This window comes from Terricaulis silvestris, assembly GCF_009792355.1.
Taxonomy (GTDB): Bacteria; Pseudomonadota; Alphaproteobacteria; order Caulobacterales; family Aquidulcibacteraceae; genus Vitreimonas; species Vitreimonas silvestris.
The window spans coordinates 1669271-1684157 of sequence record NZ_CP047045.1 but is presented as its reverse complement, the minus strand read 5'-3'; the positions used below and the strand labels follow the sequence as shown (position 1 = coordinate 1684157).

Genomic DNA, 14887 nt, shown 5'->3' with positions numbered 1-14887 from the left:
GGGGTCTATAGCGGGACCGCCCGGCCCTGTCCACGCCGCCCGGCGGCCCTATTCCGCAGCCTCGGCGGCCCGAGACGCGGCCTCCGTCGCCCGCACCCGGGCCAGGATATCACGCTGAGCGCGGTCGTTTAGGTCACTGGCGTAACTGAGCTGGCTCCACGGTCCCCGGACCGAGAATGGAAACACGATGCCACCGCGCGGCGAGCGCGGCGCGAGCCGCACATCGACCCGGCGCTGCGGCACGTCGATGACGCCGATGCCGGGGATGCGCAGGTTCTCGGTGTTGAAGGAAAGATCGTCGGCGGCGAGCACGCCGTCGGCGATGGCGAAGGTGCCGGAGAAACCCTGGAACGGGGTCCGCGCTTCCGGCGCGATCAGCTCGCCGCGCAACGCGTTGCGGATGGTGGACGCAACGCCGCCGAGATCGACGCCGTGCAGAACCCCGCTGACGACTTCCAGATGGGTCGTGCCATCGACGCTCGCCAGCAACTCCGCCTGCGTGGCGCCTTGAGCACGTATGTTGAGACCAATCTCCGCGCGCCCTTCGATATTGGTGAAGTTGATCGCGTCGCCGAGGAAACGGCGTGCATCGACGTTGCTGAACGCCAGATCCTGAACGATCCGCGTCGCCGGCGCCCGTGCGTCGATCTCGAACCGCCCGCGGCCGGAGCCGCCATAGAGCGCCAGATTGTGCAGTGTGGCGGCCATGAAGCCATCGTTCAGCACGAGGTTGAGCCGCGAGCTATCGATGCGCAGGTGCTGCACCAGCACCGCGTGAGTCACCAGTTCGAGGTCGGCGTTGAACGCTTGTAAGCCGGCGAAGCTCACGGGCGCAGCGCTTGGCGCCGCCTGCACGTCGAGCGCGCGTGGCGGCGCTTCCATCACTGCGATTTCGGCGGTCGTCTGGGGTTCGCCCTGTTCCGGCAGCACCGCAGCTGCAACGGCCGCGTCTTCGCTTGGCGGCGGCGGCGGCTCGCCGGTGAGGTACGGATTCAGGTCAAAATCAAACAGCTCAAGACGGCCACTAATATAGGGCTTTCCGCGCACTTCGGAGACGATGAAATCCCCGCGTCCGCGCAGCTGATCGATCGAGAAGCCGGCGTTGGAGAAATCGTAAGCGCCGCCGCCGATCACGAGACGACCTGTCACGGCGAATTGCCCAAACGCGGTTGCGCCTTGAAGCGGCGAACCTGCCCAAGACGCGAGGTCGCGCAAGTTCGGCCCTGTCGCGCGCACTGTGCCTGCCAGTTCGCCGGAGGTGGCGACGGTCTGGCCCGTAAACTCGAAATTGATCAACTCGCTTTCGACGGTGAGCGTGAGCGGCGTCAGCTCACCCTTGGTGGCGGCGCCCGGATTAGCGATGACGGCGGTGAGTTCGACTTGACGGTCATTGTACTTCACCGAACCTTCCACGGTCATCGGTGCATCGAGCGCGGTGATGGCGGTGCTGAGGTCGGCGTCGCCAATCACCCAGCCCGAACCGCGGCGCGCGTCGTAGAAGCTCACCTCACCATCAATGACGCGCACCTCGCGTAAGTTCGTGCGCGCGATATCGATGCCGGGTTCTGTCGGACGCGTCGGTGGCGCACCCGGCGGCGCGGCACGCGGCGCCAGCACCCAGTTCGGATCGCCTTCAGCATCGACTTCGAGCGCGATCTGCGGCCGCTGCAATACAAGCCGGCGCACGACGACCTGACGATCAAGCAGAGGCCGTAACTCAACACCGATATCGATCTCGTCAGCCGAAATGAATGACGGCGCCCGGCCGCCTTCGACATTCGCCAGCGTCGTGTCCATGGCGCGCAAGCCCAGCACGGGCCAGTACGACACACCGACGTCGCCATTGATCGTGAGGTCGCGCCCGGTGGCGTTTTCCACAGCGCGCTCAACTTCGCCGCGCACGTCGAGACGGTAGACCAGGTACGCCAGCCCCCCGGCCGCGATCAGCGCCGCCGCGAACAGACCGCCCCCGATCAGCAATACCCAGCGCATCCAGCCTTTCATGGCCGTCTCCCCACGTTTCCGGACAAGCCTAGCCGCTGGCGAAGCGGCCCGGAATAGCTATCTATGCGCCCATGACTGAACCCGTTCCCGTCACCGTGCTCACCGGCTTCCTGGGCGCGGGCAAGACCACGCTCCTGAACCGCATCCTGACCGAACAGCACGGCAAGAAGTACGCGGTCATCGTCAACGAGTTTGGCGAAATTGGCATCGACAACGATCTGATCGTCGATGCTGACGAAGAAGTGTTCGAGATGAACAATGGCTGCGTCTGCTGCACCGTGCGCGGCGACCTGATCCGCATCATTGAAGGTTTGATGAAACGCAAGGGCCGCTTCGACGCGATCCTGGTGGAGACCACCGGCTTGGCGAAACCGGCGCCGGTTGCGCAGACGTTCTTTGTGGACGCTGATGTGCGCGCAAAGACGAAGCTAGATGCAATCGTCACGGTCGTGGACGCCAAGCACGCGGCGCGGCAATTGGAGACGTCCGAAGAGGCCGCGGAGCAAGTGGCATTCGCGGACGTGATTCTGCTGAACAAGACCGATTTGGTGTCGAAGGACGAACTGGTCACGTTGGAACGCCAAGTGCGGGCGGTGAACCCGACCGCCCGGCTCCATCGCATGACACGCGGCGATATTGCGCTCGACGCGATCATGGGCTTGCACGCGTTCGACCTCGATCGCGTCACCGAACTCGATCCGCACTTCCTGCCCGACCACGATTGCGACGACGCCTGCGCGCATCACGACGATCACGATCACCACGGCCACGATCATCACCACCACGATCATGACCACGCGCACGATCACGTCGCCGCCGCCGGCATTTCCAGCGTTTCGCTCTCTACCGATAAGCTGATCAATCCTGAGAAGTTGCTGCCCTGGCTCAATGATCTGACTCAGGCGCGCGGGCCGGACATTCTGCGGCTCAAAGGCATCCTCGCGTTCCCGGACGAGCCGAAGCGCTTCGTCGTCCAGGGCGTTCATATGATCATCGAAGGCGACACGCAGCGCGATTGGCGCGAAGGCGAGCCGCGCACGTCACGCCTCGTCTTCATCGGCCGCAACCTCGACCGCGCCGAACTGGAGCAAGCCTTCGCCGCGTGCGCGGCGTGACGGCGCAGGTCTACGAAACCGGCCGCCGCTTGGCGCTCGGCGCGAGCGCGACAAGCGTTCACTGGATAAAGGGCCTTTGCTTTTTCGCGCTTGGCGACGGCACCGTGCACGTTTTCGATGACGCAGGCGCCCTTCAGATGAAAAGGGAGGTGCACAGCGGGCCAATCCTGTGCGCTGCTCCTCATCCGATCGCAGGCGCACTTCTCACTGGAGGCGACGATGGATTTCTCTGTGAGACAGAGTCGGATGGCACCTTGTCAGTCGTTGAAGAGTTCGGCGGCAAGTGGATCAACCACCTCGTGTCGAACTCAGCATCAGGAATATTCGCTGCGGCATTGGGCAAATCCGTGTCGGTGTTTCGTAAGGACAGTCAGAAGGTCGTCCACACGTTCACTTACCCGTCCACGGTCGGCGGCCTCGCGCTCGACGCCAAGGGCAGGCGTCTCGCTGCCAGCCATTATAACGGCATCACGATGCGTTACGTGTTGATGCCAGACGACAAAGGCCAAACGCTCAACTGGTCCGGCTCGCATCTCGCTATCACGCTTTCTCCGGACGCCGACTACGTGATCTCCGCCATGCAAGAGAACGCGTTGCATGGCTGGCGGCTGCCGGAGAAAATCGATCTCCGGATGGATGGCTACCCGGCCAAGACACGCAGCTTCTCTTGGGACAAACGCGGCCGTTGGCTCGCCACCTCTGGCGCCAATTCAGCGATCGTGTGGCCGTTCGTCGGCAAGCTTGGGCCGCAGGGCAAACCGCCGATGCAGCCTGGCGAGCGTGAAGCATTGGTGACGGCGGTCGCGTTTCATCCGAACGAAGAGGTGCTGGCGATTGGTTATGCCGATGGCGCAGCGCTCGCGGTGCGGCTCAACGATCAGATGGGCGTTGAACTCGATGAGCCCGGTGAAGGGCCCGTTACGGCGCTGGCCTGGAGCGCGGATGGTAAGCAGATCGCGATCGGCGACGAAGCCGGGCGCGGCGCGATCATCAGTCTCAGCTCGTAGGCGGCCGTGCGCTTTGCGCGGTCACCACTTGATCCATCACTTTCACCACGCCGGCGATCTCGTTGATGATGCGGCGCGCGCGCGCAGGGTCGACCAGCGGTTTGAAGAGATCACCCGGCTCGAACAAGTTGCCGCCTTCCACCGCCACCAGCAGATCGCCGTTCTCGAACCCGCAACGCAGCCGCTTGCCGTGCAGGCCTTTCTCCAGCTCGATCAGCCGCTCCATCATCACCGGATGCAGCAGATAGCGCGCCTCAACTTGATCCGTGCCCCAAACCTCGAACGCCTTCTCGAATTCCGACGCCACCAAGCGCACGCGCTCAAGCTTGCGTCCATCCAACTCGCCACCGCCGAATACGTTGAACACGCCCGCGTCGCGGCGAACGATGGTGACGCCCAGAAACTCGCGCGGAAAATGCATACGGATGAGCTGGCCGCGAAACACCGTGCTATAGCGGGTGCGGCCTTTGCTGTCGGTGGTCCGCTGTTCGAGATGCGCCTCATAGAGCTCGTAGCGCGCGCCTTTGTGTGCGCCGCTGAACAAGTCCTCGAAGCTCGACCGCGCGTAGCCCGGCACAAGGCGCAAGCCTTTGAGCCGCGCAAACGCAGGCGGGTCGAACGCGCCGATCTTGAAGGTGGCGCCCATCGCTTGAGCGATCGCGGTGCAATATTCCTGCTTCAGCTTGTGGCCGAGTTTCGCGAGCGGCTGGTAGGCGACGATGCCGGCGAACACCGCCGTCATGAGGCCAAGCGTGACGCCCCCGCCAAGATCCCAGAACATCGACGCCAGCACGATGATCGCCAGCACGATGCCGCCGCCGATCAGGAGCCGCTGCTTGAATTGCTTCACCGCGCCGAGGCGGCCCTCCTCATTGGATGCAAAGCACGGCTCGATCCGCCCTTTGTAGAGCCGGTCGAACAGCGCGTCGTCGAGCCGCGCAAGATCGATTGGCTGAGTGCCAGTATCCACGCCCGATTCTCCCCACGCGAGCTTGGCGCCAGCCGCCTGGCGTTTGCAACCACGCGACTGGCGCCGATAGAGTTATCCCGTATGCAGTTCAGCCGCCGCACCCTGATCGCCGCTCCGCTCGCATTGGCAACGACCGCCGCGCATGCGCAGTCGGCGCCCATCGCGCGCACCCGGCACGGCCGGGTGCGCGGCGCTGTTGCGAGCGAGGTGCTGTCGTTCAAAGGCGTGCGCTATGGCGCGTCGACGCGGCGGTTTCAGGCGCCAGAACGGCCACAAGCGTGGCGCGGTGTGCGCGATGCGCTGGCGTTCGGCCCCGCGTGTCCGCAACGGGGCTTGGACGGCGAGGCGCAGAGCGAGGACTGCCTCTTCCTCAATGTCTGGACGCCGGCGCTGAGCGGCTCGCGGCCGGTCGCGCTCTACATCCACGGCGGCGCCTACAACACCGGCTCCGGCTCAAGCCCGGTTACCGATGGCGCGCGCCTCGCGGCATATGGCGACGTTGTTGTCGTCACGCTGAACCACCGGCTCAACGCATTCGGATACGCTTATCTCGCCGGCCACGGCTTCCCCGATAGCGGCAATGCCGGCCAGCTCGATCTCATTCTCGCGCTCGAATGGGTGCGCGATAACATCGCCAACTTCGGTGGCGACCCCGCTTGCGTCACCGTGTTCGGACAGTCCGGCGGCGGCGCGAAGATCGCGACATTGATGGCGATGCCCGCGGCAGCCGGACTCTTCCATCGCGCTTTCACGATGAGCGGTCAGCAAGTTACGGCGTCGGGGCCGGGCAACGCCGCGCGGCGCACAGACGCCTACCTGGCAGCGCTTGGTTTAGGCGCGGAGACTGCGCGCAACATAGCGGCCCTGTCCGCCGATCGTCTTGTCGAGGCGTTAACGCCAACCGATCCCGTGCTTGGCTTCGGCTCGCTCTATTTCGGCCCGGTGCTGGATCAGCGCCATCTCACGCGGCATCCGTTCTATCCTGACGCCGCGCCGCAATCTCTGGGCATTCCGATGATGATTGGAAACACGCACGACGAGACGCGCGGGTTTGTCGGCAGCGATCGCGGTGTGTTCGCAATGACATGGGACGAAGTGCCTGCACGGCTCGCAGGCGCGATGCGCGTCGACATTCTGCCGAGCTACGTCGTCAGCGAGTATCGCCGGCTTTATCCGCACTATACACCGAGCGATGTGTACTTCGCCGCGTCCACCGCGGCTCGATCGTGGCGCGGCGCTTTAATCGAGCTGGAGGAGCGGGCGAAAGCAGGCGCGCCAGCATACGCCTACCAGCTCGATTGGCGCGCATCGGCGGAGGGCGGCATTTTCGGCGCGCCGCACACGCTCGATATTCCGTTGGTGTTCGGCACTCTCGAAGCATCGGAGTGGATCGGCGCGCGCACGCGGGAGGCCGAGGCGATGTCGCGCACTTTGATGGACGCCTTCATCCGCTTTGCCCGCACCGGCGATCCGGGCTGGGCGCCCTATACGCTGCCGGCGCGCTCAACGATGATTTTCGATACCACATCGCGCGTTGAGAACGATCCGCGCCGAGCCGAACGCGAGTTATTTGCGCGCGTGCCTTATGTGCAGCCGGGCACTTAGTGGTGATGATGTTCGTGCAGCACGGCATGACCGCGACCGCGTGCGATCAGCCAGCGGTTGACCGGGAACGCGGCCACCGCCGCGATCGTCAGCGCAACGACCAGGCTGATCCAGAACAGCCAGGACGTCAGGCCCGCGGTCATCGCGCCGGGCACGACCAGCATGATCGCGTTGTCGATGATTTCCATCACGGTGATTGAGAGCGTGTCGGATGCGAACGCCAGCGGCAGCGCACGCTTCACGCCAAGGCCCGAGCGCAGCAACGGCACGATGGTCAGCCCATAGCCGAACAGGAACGCCAGCGCGATCGCGAGCACAATGCTCGACGCGACACCCCAACCCCACCAGGTCGCCAACACTAAGCCTAGAACTTCACCGATCGCGCACCCGGTAAGGCAGTGCAGCGTGGCCGACCACGCGACGCGGTCGAGACCGTCACTCTTTACGGGTTGCGATTGGCTGTGGTGATGCTCGTGTTCGCTCATTGCGCCTCAGCGGGCGGCGAGCGCCCGCAAACCTTCTTCGACCGAGATCAACGGCCGATAACCCATATCTGTGCGCGCCTTGGCGTCGTTCAAGACTGAATCGCGCGACATGATCATCGCCGAGAAGCGCGTCAACGGCGGATCGCGTTTGAGCGGCAACGTGCTCCATGCGATCTCGCAAGTCGCACCGATCGTATCGGCCAGCCAGCCCGGCACGGATTTATCGCCGAGATCGACGCCCTGCGACGCCGCCATCCCGCTCATCATCTCGCGCATGGGCCGCACACCATCGTCGAGAATGAAGTACGCCTCGCCGCCGTGGCCTTTGCTCAGCGCCAGGTCGATGGCGTGGATGAGGTTGTTGATATGCGTCGTCGATGTCATCGAGCGCCCGCCATTCACCCACATGAACTTGCCCGCGCGCGCCATTTGCACAATCAGCGGCAGCAACGTGGTGTCGCCTGGACCCCAGATGAAGCGCGGGCGCAGCACGATAGTCTCGAACCCCGGCGCGTTCGCGTCGCGCACCAATTGCTCAGCTTGCGCCTTCGTCGATGAGTACGGATAGGGCGAGTTCGGTGCGATCGGGTACGTCTCATCCACGCCGCGTAGATGTTGGCCGTGGAAGAGCGCCGCCTCCGTGCCGATGTGGATGAAGCGCTTAGCGCCCGCTTCACGCGTAGCTTTGAGCATGCGCGCCGTCCCGTCGACGTTGAACTTGCGCCACGCGTCGCGTGGGCCCCATTGCTCGACGAACGCGGCGGCATGGATGATCGCCTCGGCATCGCCGATGTGCGCCGCTGCGACGTCTTCCAAATCGCAGCGTACCGACTTGCCACCGAGTGCTGCGATCTTGGCGTCGCTCTTCTCCGAGCGCGACATGGCGCGGACATCGTGCCCATCTGCGACGAGCTTTCGCACCGCCGCACCGCCGACGAAGCCAGACGCGCCCGTGACGAAGATGCGCATCAGGCGCCACCTTTGATCTGGCTCAACGCGTGCTTCAGCTTCACCGCCGACGCCGCTTCATCGTCGCGACGCTCGCGCAATTCATCGACGACTTCCTCAGGCGCTTTCGACACGAACGCTTCATTGTTGAGCTTGGCGTCCATCTTGGCGACTTCGCTTTCAAGCTTGGAGATTTCCTTCGCCAGCCGCGCCGCTTCCGCCGGCAGATCGACCACGCCTTCGAGCGGCAACGCCACCGTTGCGCCGTCGAGCACGAACGTGACCGAGCCTTTCGGCGCAGCGTCGGCGCTAGTGGAGTATTCCAGCCGCGCCATGCGGTCGATCAGATCCTGGTAGCGTTCGAGGCGGGCGTTGCTCGCGTCGTCGGCGCCGATCAGCAGCAGTTGAATCTTCGCGCCTGCCGGCACGTTGAGCTCAGAGCGAGTGGAGCGCGTCTCTTCGATCAGGCGCACCATCCAGTCGATCTCAGCTTCCGCCGCCGGATCGATCAGATCGGCGCTGAGGTTGGGCCATTCTTCGACGATCAGCATCCGCTCGCGCTTGGCGCCATACTCGCCGGTGCGCGCCCAGAGCTCTTCGGTAATGAAGGGCATGAACGGGTGCAGCATGATCAGGATCTGATCCAGCACCCAGGCCGCGGTGCGCCGGGTTTCGAGTTTCGCGGCTTCATCCTCGCCATTCAGCAGCGGCTTGATGAACTCGAGATACCAATCGCAATAGACGTTCCAGACGAACTTGTAGAGTGCGCCCGCCGCTTCGTTGAAGCGCCGCGCTTCCAGTTCGCGCGTCACCGCCGCCGCTGCTTTCGCGGTTTCGCCGACGATCCATTTGTTGACGGTCTGCTCTGGCGTGCGCGGATCGTACTGGTCCCACACCGCGCATTCGTTCATTTGCGCAAAGCGCGCCGCATTCCAGAGCTTGGTGCCGAAATTGCGATAGCCTTCGATGCGCTGTTCGCTGAGCTTGATGTCGCGGCCCTGCGCGGCCATCGCCGCCAGCGTGAAGCGGAGCGCGTCAGCGCCGAACTTATCGATCAGCTCCAACGGGTCCATGGTGTTGCCCTTGGACTTCGACATCTTCGCGCCTTTGGCGTCCCGCACGAGCGCGTGAATGTAGACTTCGTGAAACGGCGTCTCCTTCATGAAGTGCAGCCCGAACATCATCATGCGCGCGACCCAGAAGAAGATGATGTCGTGTGCAGTGACGAGCGTGGAGGTCGGGTAGTAGCGCTTCAGTTCCGTCGTGTTCTCCGGCCAGCCGAGCGTCGAGAACGGCCAGAGTCCGGACGAGAACCAAGTGTCGAGCACGTCTTCGTCGCGATAGATGGCGATCGTCGCGACATCGTCGGCATCGAACGAGTTGTGCGCGAGCGCGTCGTTCCAATTGCCTTTGATGACAATACCTTTGATCTTCAGCCGCTTGTCTTGCCTGTAGAGTTCAAGCGCCAAGCGCTTGGCCTCTTCCTCGGTCTCAGCAACGAAAATCTGCCCCATCATGGTTTGATTGACGCTGTCGTTTTGGAACAGAGGCCCGTACCACGCCGGAATACGGTGACCCCACCAGAGCTGGCGCGAGACGCACCACGGCTCGATGTTGTTCATCCACTGATAGTAGGTCTTGGTCCATTGCTCAGGGACGAACTTGGTGCGGCCGTCGTCCACCGCTTTGATCGCTTCTTTCGCAAGCTCGCCGGCGTTGACGTACCACTGATCCGTCAGCATCGGCTCGATCACGACGCCGGAGCGATCGCCGAACGGCTGCATGATCTTCTTGTTCTCGACGCGATCAAGCAAACCGATCGCCTCGATGTCCGCGACCACCTGCTTGCGCGCTTCGAAGCGATCGAGGCCGCGATACTTCGCCGGCACATGCTCAGCGTCGGCCATGCGGCCCTTCGTGTCCATCAGGATGTAGAGCGGAATGTTGTGCGCGCGCGCGACCTTGTAGTCGTTGAAATCGTGCGCGCCGGTGATCTTCACCGCGCCTGAGCCGAAGTCCGGATCGGGGTATTCGTCGGTGATGATCGGGATGTAGCGATCCGCCAGCGGCAGCAGCACCTTCTTGCCGACGATCGGCGCGTAGCGCGTATCGCTCGGATGCACCGCGACGGCCCCGTCGCCCAACATCGTTTCAGGACGCGTGGTGGCGATGGCGATGTAGTCGCGCGTTTCCCATTCGGTGGGATTGCCGGCTTCGTCGTGCGCGATCGGGAATTGATAGGTCTCACCGTTTTCGAGCGGATACTTGAAGTGCCAGAAGTGGCCGTTGACTTCGCGGTTCTCGACTTCGAGATCGGAGATCGCGGTTTCGAAGTGCGGGTCCCAGTTCACCAGGCGCTTGTCTTTGTAGATCAGCCCTTCCTTGTGGAGCTGGACGAACACTTTCAGCACGGCCGCCGAGAGCCCTTCATCCATGGTGAAGCGTTCGCGCGACCAATCGCACGAGGCGCCCAAGCGGCGGAGCTGATTGAAGATCGTGCCGCCGCTTTGCTCTTTCCACGCCCAGACGCGTTTCAGAAATTCCTCGCGTCCCATGGTGCGGCGGTCTTCGTTTTTGCCGCCCTCGGCGAGCTGACGCTCCACCACCATCTGCGTGGCGATACCGGCATGGTCCATGCCGGGCTGCCAGAGCACACTCTTGCCGCGCAGCCGCTCGAACCGGATCAGCACGTCTTGCAGCGTATTGTTGAGTGCGTGGCCGATGTGCAGCGAGCCGGTGACGTTCGGCGGCGGGATAACGATGCAGAACGTCTCCGCCTTGGGGTCATTCTTGGGCTTGAAGGCGCCGGATTGCTCCCAAGCCTCGCTCCAGCGCGGCTCCACGGCTTTCGGGTTGAAAGTGGTCTCGATCATCGCCGAGCGTATAGCAGGGCAAAGCCTGGGAGGGCGAGATGGCATCTCGCACCTGCACAGCAAAGCGCCCCAGCGTTTCCGCCGGGGCGCTTCAGTGTTCGATAGGCCGGACGCTTACCGCGCCAGGCGCGCGATGCGCTCAAGTTCGGCTTCGACGCGGGCTTCGACGATGCCTGGGAGGTTGCGGTCGAGCCATTCCTTAAGCATCGGCTTCAGCAGTTCGCGGACAACGCCTTCGACCGTCTGGCCGGGTATGTCGGAGACGCGGAGCGAGCCGGCCAGGCGCGCCAGCGAACCGGCGGCGGCATTGGTGGTCGGCATCGAGAGCATGGTCTCGACGACGGGCTGCGGCGTGTGAGCGCGGGCCGGAGCGGGTGCGTAGGCGGGTTCAGCTGGCACGGGCGTTTCCTCAATGACGGCCTGCTCGACCGCTTCAAATACGATGTCGTCTTCAATCTCGGGTGCAGGCGCATACGCTGGCGGCGCCGGTTCGTCGGTTTGCGTGAGATCGAGCACTGGCGCGGCATTCGGCGCCTGCTCTTCTTCGGAGATGATCCGGCGGATCGACGCCAGGATTTCTTCCATTGAAGGTTCGGCTTGCGGATCTTGCAGCGCCATGTCGAGCCCCTTGCGACTTCCAATCGAGTCGATACCGACTCGAAGGTTATGGATCGCGGTGATTCCCGTCCACCTGAGCGCTTGCCACATGCACAGCAGAGCGCGCGTGTGCGGAATCACCGCTTCTGTTCGTCGTTACGTTTGCGGGTTTAGACATAAGGGATCGTTAACATCCCTAACGTCGCTGTATTGTTCCGGCGTGGAAACGCGCGGTTATCGCGTCAGAACGCGAAGCTGGCCGGTCGTTCCAGGCCCGGCGCAACGGGCGGCGCGGCATCGAATACCGTGCGATAGGCTACGGACTCACCGGCGCGCGTGTAGATGCGCGCACTGCCGGCAGCGCCTTGGCGTACGATGACGCCGAGGCGGCCGCCCGGCGCGAGTTGCGCCAGCCATGCATCCGGCACGATCTCGGCGCTGCCGTTTACCAGCATCACGTCGTACGGCGCTTCGTCGCTCCAGCCATCGACGGCCGGCGTGGAGACGGCTTTGACGTTCGTCAGCGCACAAGATTCCAACGCGGCGCCTGCAGCGAACGAGAGCGACGAGTCCGGATCGAGCGTGATCACGTGCTTGCAGCATGCGGCCAGCACCGCCGCGCCATAACCTGTGGCGCCCGCAATTTCGAGCGCGCGTTCGTTGGCTTGCGGCGCCAGCGCGTGGATCAGCTTGGCCAGGTCGCGCGGGCGCATCAGGGTGCGGCCGGGCGCGACTTCCAGTTCGAGATCGCCATAAGCGAGCGTGCGTCTCTGGGCCGGCGCGAAGCGTTCGCGCGGCAGCGTGCGCATCGCGTGGATGATGCGCGTATCGGTCACGTCGCTGGGACGGACTTGGCTTTCCACCATGATGTCGCGGGCGCGCGCGAAGTCCATGAACGCTTCTCCTCGGAGCGCCCCGGTTAAGCCGCCCCGCCCCGGCCCGCAAGCGCGTCGTTTTGCCCGGCGGCCAGGATCACGCTAGGCAGGCACATGACCGCGCCGAGGACGATCAATTTCTGGGAGCTGGTGCTCTATTCCACGGCGCTGACCTTCGGCATCCGTTGGCTCGCCACCGCCGCCGCGATCGGCCCCGCTTCGCTGCCGATCTGGATTCTGGCCGCGGTCGGCTTCTTGGCGCCGTTGGCCATCGCCACCGCGGAATTGGCGGGACGGTACGAGGGCGAAGGCGCGGTTTACGCCTGGACCCGCGACACGATGGGGCCGTTCGCGGGTTTCGTGTGCGGCTGGATCTATTGGGTCTGCAATCTGCCGTTCTTCTCAAGCGTGCTGTTCTTCTTCATCGAAGCGCTCTCTCACATCTCACCTGACCTGCAAGCGGCGCTGGAGCCTGCGCCGGTGCGGCTTGCGATCGCGACAATCGTCGCCATCGTTATTGCCGGCGCCAATTTGATCGGCATGGCGGCGGGCAAGTGGCTGCCGGTGTTCGGCGCAATCGCTTCGCTCACGCTGCTCGCGACGCTGCTCATCGTTGGCTGGATGCTCGGCCTGCGCGACGGCCCTGCCACCAACTTCGCCACCGCCGACTACACACCGCCGCTCGACGCCAATGGTGCGATACTCTGGGCGACGATGGTGTTTGGTTTTGCCGGCGCCGAAGCGGTGGCGCTGCTGCGCAACGACATTGCCGGCGGCATGAAGCGGCTGGTGCGGGCGATCGCGATGATCGGTGTCTTTCTCGTCGTCGCCTATGTGGCCGGTACGATTGCGATGCTGACCATTGTCTCGCCCGAGCAAGCGACGCGGCTTTCCGGCTTGCCGGAGGCGTTGCAGCTTGGCCTTGGCCGTGTTGGCGCTGGCGGCCTCGCGCCGTTCGCCATGCTGCTGCTCGCGCTCGTTATGCTCGGCAGCTATGCGGCGTGGTTCGGCGCGGCGGCGCGGTTGCCGTACGCAGCAGGCCTCGATCACGTGTTGCCGCGTGTGTTCGCGTTCCGCGATCCAAAGACGGGCGCTCCCGTCGCGTCCATCATCGTGCAGACGATCGCGGTGGTGGCTTTGGTGTGGCTTAGCCAAGCCGACGGCGAGAACGCACGTGAGGCTTATGATTTCCTCATCTCTATGAGCACGCTTTCATACACCTTGCCATTCCTGTTCCTGTTCGCGGCGTACCTCATCGCGCAGCGTATGCCGGCGCGCGTCGGCGCGTGGGTGGCGCCGGGCGGCAAGCGTGGCGCCGTGGCGATCGGGACAGTCGGGTTTCTCGTCACGTTGAGCGCGGTGCTGTGCTCGCTCGTGCCGAGCCCCGACGCGCAGGACCAGCTCGGCACGACGCTGAAGCTGCTGTTGGCGTCCGCGGTGCTGCTGCTTTCGGGCGTTGTGCTCTACGCGCTGGCCTTGTGGCGCAAGCGTTAGCGGCAGAGGTCGTCGCCACCCATGTCGAAGTGCAGGTGATCGCGGTGGGCGCGGTTGTAATCCGGTGAGAGTACGGTGACGAAGTGGCGGCAGCCGCCGTTGCGCACGGCGCGCAAGAAGTTGCGCTCCGCTTGTGTGCCGCGCCAGCCGCGCTCGACGGTGACCTCGCGGCCATTGGCCAACGTGAACCCGCCAATGTCGATGGCATTGGCATGGGCGTGTTCGCTCAGGCGCCGATCCCGCCGGCCGGCGATAGGCCGGCACTGGTAGGCCGCGCCAGCCACTTGGATGCGCTCGACGTCCTGGCCGAGGTAGCGCCGCGCGGCGGGTGTCACCACGTCACGCTCCCACAGCACCAGCCCGGCCGCCAGGCCACAGTTCGCGGCGACGGTCTGCGAGTACGGGTGCACCGATTGCGTCAGTTCCACAGCGCCGCGATAGCCGCACGCGCCTTCGCTGACATCCGGAATGCGCTCAGTCTTGAAGCCCGCGCCGTTCAGCGCCGCGCGGCAGGCGCCGCTATCGACGGTGAAGCGCTGCAATTCCGAGACACGCAACGCCGGCGGCATCAAGTCAGCCTCTTCCGGCGGCGGCGCGCCGATCAGCAGCATCAGCATCAGCAACGCGAGCGCGGCCAAGCCGGACGCCGCCCAGATGCGGGCGCGTTCATGCTCCTGCTTGGAGGGCGGCGGGATCGATCCGATAATTCGCATTGCGTTGAGGGCGCTCGCCTTGACCGATTCCGTGACTAGCGCCTAGGACTTCGCCCCCGGCGCGACCATCTAGCGCCATAGAGGGCCTCGTGGCGGAGTGGCTACGCAGCGGACTGCAAATCCGCGCACCCCGGTTCGATTCCGGGCGAGGCCTCCAACCCCCTCATTTCAGACGTGTTTTTGCAGGCGATACCAACACCA

12 protein-coding genes and 1 tRNA gene are annotated in these 14887 nt (G+C 64.3%); 5 read left to right on the top strand and 8 right to left on the bottom strand.

What is annotated here, in order from left to right:
• Nucleotides 1-48: 48 nt before the first annotated feature.
• A complete protein-coding gene (locus DSM104635_RS08570) occupies nucleotides 49-2004 on the bottom strand; it encodes an AsmA family protein (RefSeq protein WP_158765800.1) in 1956 nt (651 codons plus the stop codon).
• Between the two features lie 71 nt (nucleotides 2005-2075).
• On the opposite strand from DSM104635_RS08570, the gene DSM104635_RS08565 reads away from it, so the two are divergent.
• Together DSM104635_RS08565 and DSM104635_RS08560 are read left to right on the top strand one after the other, a co-directional pair.
• A complete protein-coding gene (locus tag DSM104635_RS08565) occupies nucleotides 2076-3119 on the top strand; it encodes a CobW family GTP-binding protein (protein ID WP_158765799.1) in 1044 nt (347 codons plus the stop codon).
• A complete protein-coding gene (locus tag DSM104635_RS08560; protein WP_228445975.1) occupies nucleotides 3116-4126 on the top strand; it encodes a WD40 repeat domain-containing protein in 1011 nt (336 codons plus the stop codon). Before DSM104635_RS08565 ends, DSM104635_RS08560 begins: the two co-directional genes overlap by 4 nt.
• Here DSM104635_RS08560 and DSM104635_RS08555 read toward each other — a convergent pair.
• Entirely contained in the window at nucleotides 4116-5096 is a 981-nt protein-coding gene (locus tag DSM104635_RS08555; protein ID WP_158765797.1) for a DUF3137 domain-containing protein, read from the bottom strand. The genes DSM104635_RS08560 and DSM104635_RS08555 overlap by 11 nt on opposite strands.
• Nucleotides 5097-5177: 81 nt before the next feature.
• Between DSM104635_RS08555 and DSM104635_RS08550 the strand changes: the two genes are divergently transcribed.
• Nucleotides 5178-6701: a carboxylesterase/lipase family protein gene (locus DSM104635_RS08550; RefSeq protein WP_158765796.1), complete on the top strand. Its 1524-nt coding sequence runs from the start codon at nucleotides 5178-5180 to the stop codon at nucleotides 6699-6701.
• Here DSM104635_RS08550 and DSM104635_RS08545 read toward each other — a convergent pair.
• The 5 genes from DSM104635_RS08545 to DSM104635_RS08525 all read right to left on the bottom strand — a co-directional run bounded on the left by DSM104635_RS08545 (nucleotide 6698) and on the right by DSM104635_RS08525 (nucleotide 12497).
• Entirely contained in the window at nucleotides 6698-7186 is a 489-nt protein-coding gene (locus DSM104635_RS08545; protein WP_158765795.1) for a DUF4396 domain-containing protein, read from the bottom strand. The genes DSM104635_RS08550 and DSM104635_RS08545 overlap by 4 nt on opposite strands.
• Nucleotides 7187-7192: 6 nt before the next feature.
• The gene (locus DSM104635_RS08540) at nucleotides 7193-8155 is read right to left on the bottom strand and encodes an NAD-dependent epimerase/dehydratase family protein (protein ID WP_158765794.1); all 963 of its coding nucleotides are present in this window, start codon (nucleotides 8153-8155) and stop codon (nucleotides 7193-7195) included.
• On the bottom strand, nucleotides 8155-11007 hold the full coding sequence (locus DSM104635_RS08535) for a valine--tRNA ligase (RefSeq protein ID WP_158765793.1): 2853 nt from the start codon (nucleotides 11005-11007) through the stop codon (nucleotides 8155-8157). The genes DSM104635_RS08540 and DSM104635_RS08535 overlap by 1 nt, the downstream gene beginning before the upstream one ends.
• A 114-nt stretch (nucleotides 11008-11121) precedes the next feature.
• The gene (locus DSM104635_RS08530; protein ID WP_158765792.1) at nucleotides 11122-11625 is read right to left on the bottom strand and encodes a DUF2497 domain-containing protein; all 504 of its coding nucleotides are present in this window, start codon (nucleotides 11623-11625) and stop codon (nucleotides 11122-11124) included.
• Between the two features lie 221 nt (nucleotides 11626-11846).
• The gene (locus tag DSM104635_RS08525) at nucleotides 11847-12497 is read right to left on the bottom strand and encodes a protein-L-isoaspartate O-methyltransferase family protein (protein ID WP_158765791.1); all 651 of its coding nucleotides are present in this window, start codon (nucleotides 12495-12497) and stop codon (nucleotides 11847-11849) included.
• A 96-nt stretch (nucleotides 12498-12593) separates the two neighbouring features.
• Between DSM104635_RS08525 and DSM104635_RS08520 the strand changes: the two genes are divergently transcribed.
• Nucleotides 12594-13973, top strand: coding sequence for an APC family permease (locus tag DSM104635_RS08520; protein ID WP_158765790.1), 1380 nt, complete (start codon nucleotides 12594-12596; stop codon nucleotides 13971-13973).
• Here the strand turns inward: DSM104635_RS08520 and DSM104635_RS08515 are convergent.
• Nucleotides 13970-14686, bottom strand: coding sequence for an extensin-like domain-containing protein (locus tag DSM104635_RS08515; protein WP_158765789.1), 717 nt, complete (start codon nucleotides 14684-14686; stop codon nucleotides 13970-13972). The two genes, DSM104635_RS08520 and DSM104635_RS08515, sit on opposite strands and share 4 nt — an antisense overlap.
• Nucleotides 14687-14769: 83 nt before the next feature.
• Between DSM104635_RS08515 and DSM104635_RS08510 the strand changes: the two genes are divergently transcribed.
• Nucleotides 14770-14843, top strand: a tRNA-Cys gene (locus DSM104635_RS08510).
• Nucleotides 14844-14887: the final 44 nt, after the last annotated feature.

Excerpts from the sequence above, each read along its gene's own strand:
- DSM104635_RS08520 (WP_158765790.1), top strand. The coding sequence starts at position 12,594 with ATGACCGCGCCGAGGACGATCAATTTCTGGGAGCTGGTGCTCTATTCC.
- DSM104635_RS08550 (WP_158765796.1), top strand. The coding sequence starts at position 5,178 with ATGCAGTTCAGCCGCCGCACCCTGATCGCCGCTCCGCTCGCATTGGCA.
- DSM104635_RS08525 (WP_158765791.1), bottom strand. The coding sequence starts at position 12,497 with ATGGACTTCGCGCGCGCCCGCGACATCATGGTGGAAAGCCAAGTCCGT.
- DSM104635_RS08535 (WP_158765793.1), bottom strand. The coding sequence starts at position 11,007 with ATGATCGAGACCACTTTCAACCCGAAAGCCGTGGAGCCGCGCTGGAGC.
- DSM104635_RS08570 (WP_158765800.1), bottom strand. The coding sequence starts at position 2,004 with ATGAAAGGCTGGATGCGCTGGGTATTGCTGATCGGGGGCGGTCTGTTC.
- DSM104635_RS08540 (WP_158765794.1), bottom strand. The coding sequence starts at position 8,155 with ATGCGCATCTTCGTCACGGGCGCGTCTGGCTTCGTCGGCGGTGCGGCG.
- DSM104635_RS08545 (WP_158765795.1), bottom strand. The coding sequence starts at position 7,186 with ATGAGCGAACACGAGCATCACCACAGCCAATCGCAACCCGTAAAGAGT.
- DSM104635_RS08565 (WP_158765799.1), top strand. The coding sequence starts at position 2,076 with ATGACTGAACCCGTTCCCGTCACCGTGCTCACCGGCTTCCTGGGCGCG.
- DSM104635_RS08515 (WP_158765789.1), bottom strand. The coding sequence starts at position 14,686 with ATGCGAATTATCGGATCGATCCCGCCGCCCTCCAAGCAGGAGCATGAA.
- DSM104635_RS08530 (WP_158765792.1), bottom strand. The coding sequence starts at position 11,625 with ATGGCGCTGCAAGATCCGCAAGCCGAACCTTCAATGGAAGAAATCCTG.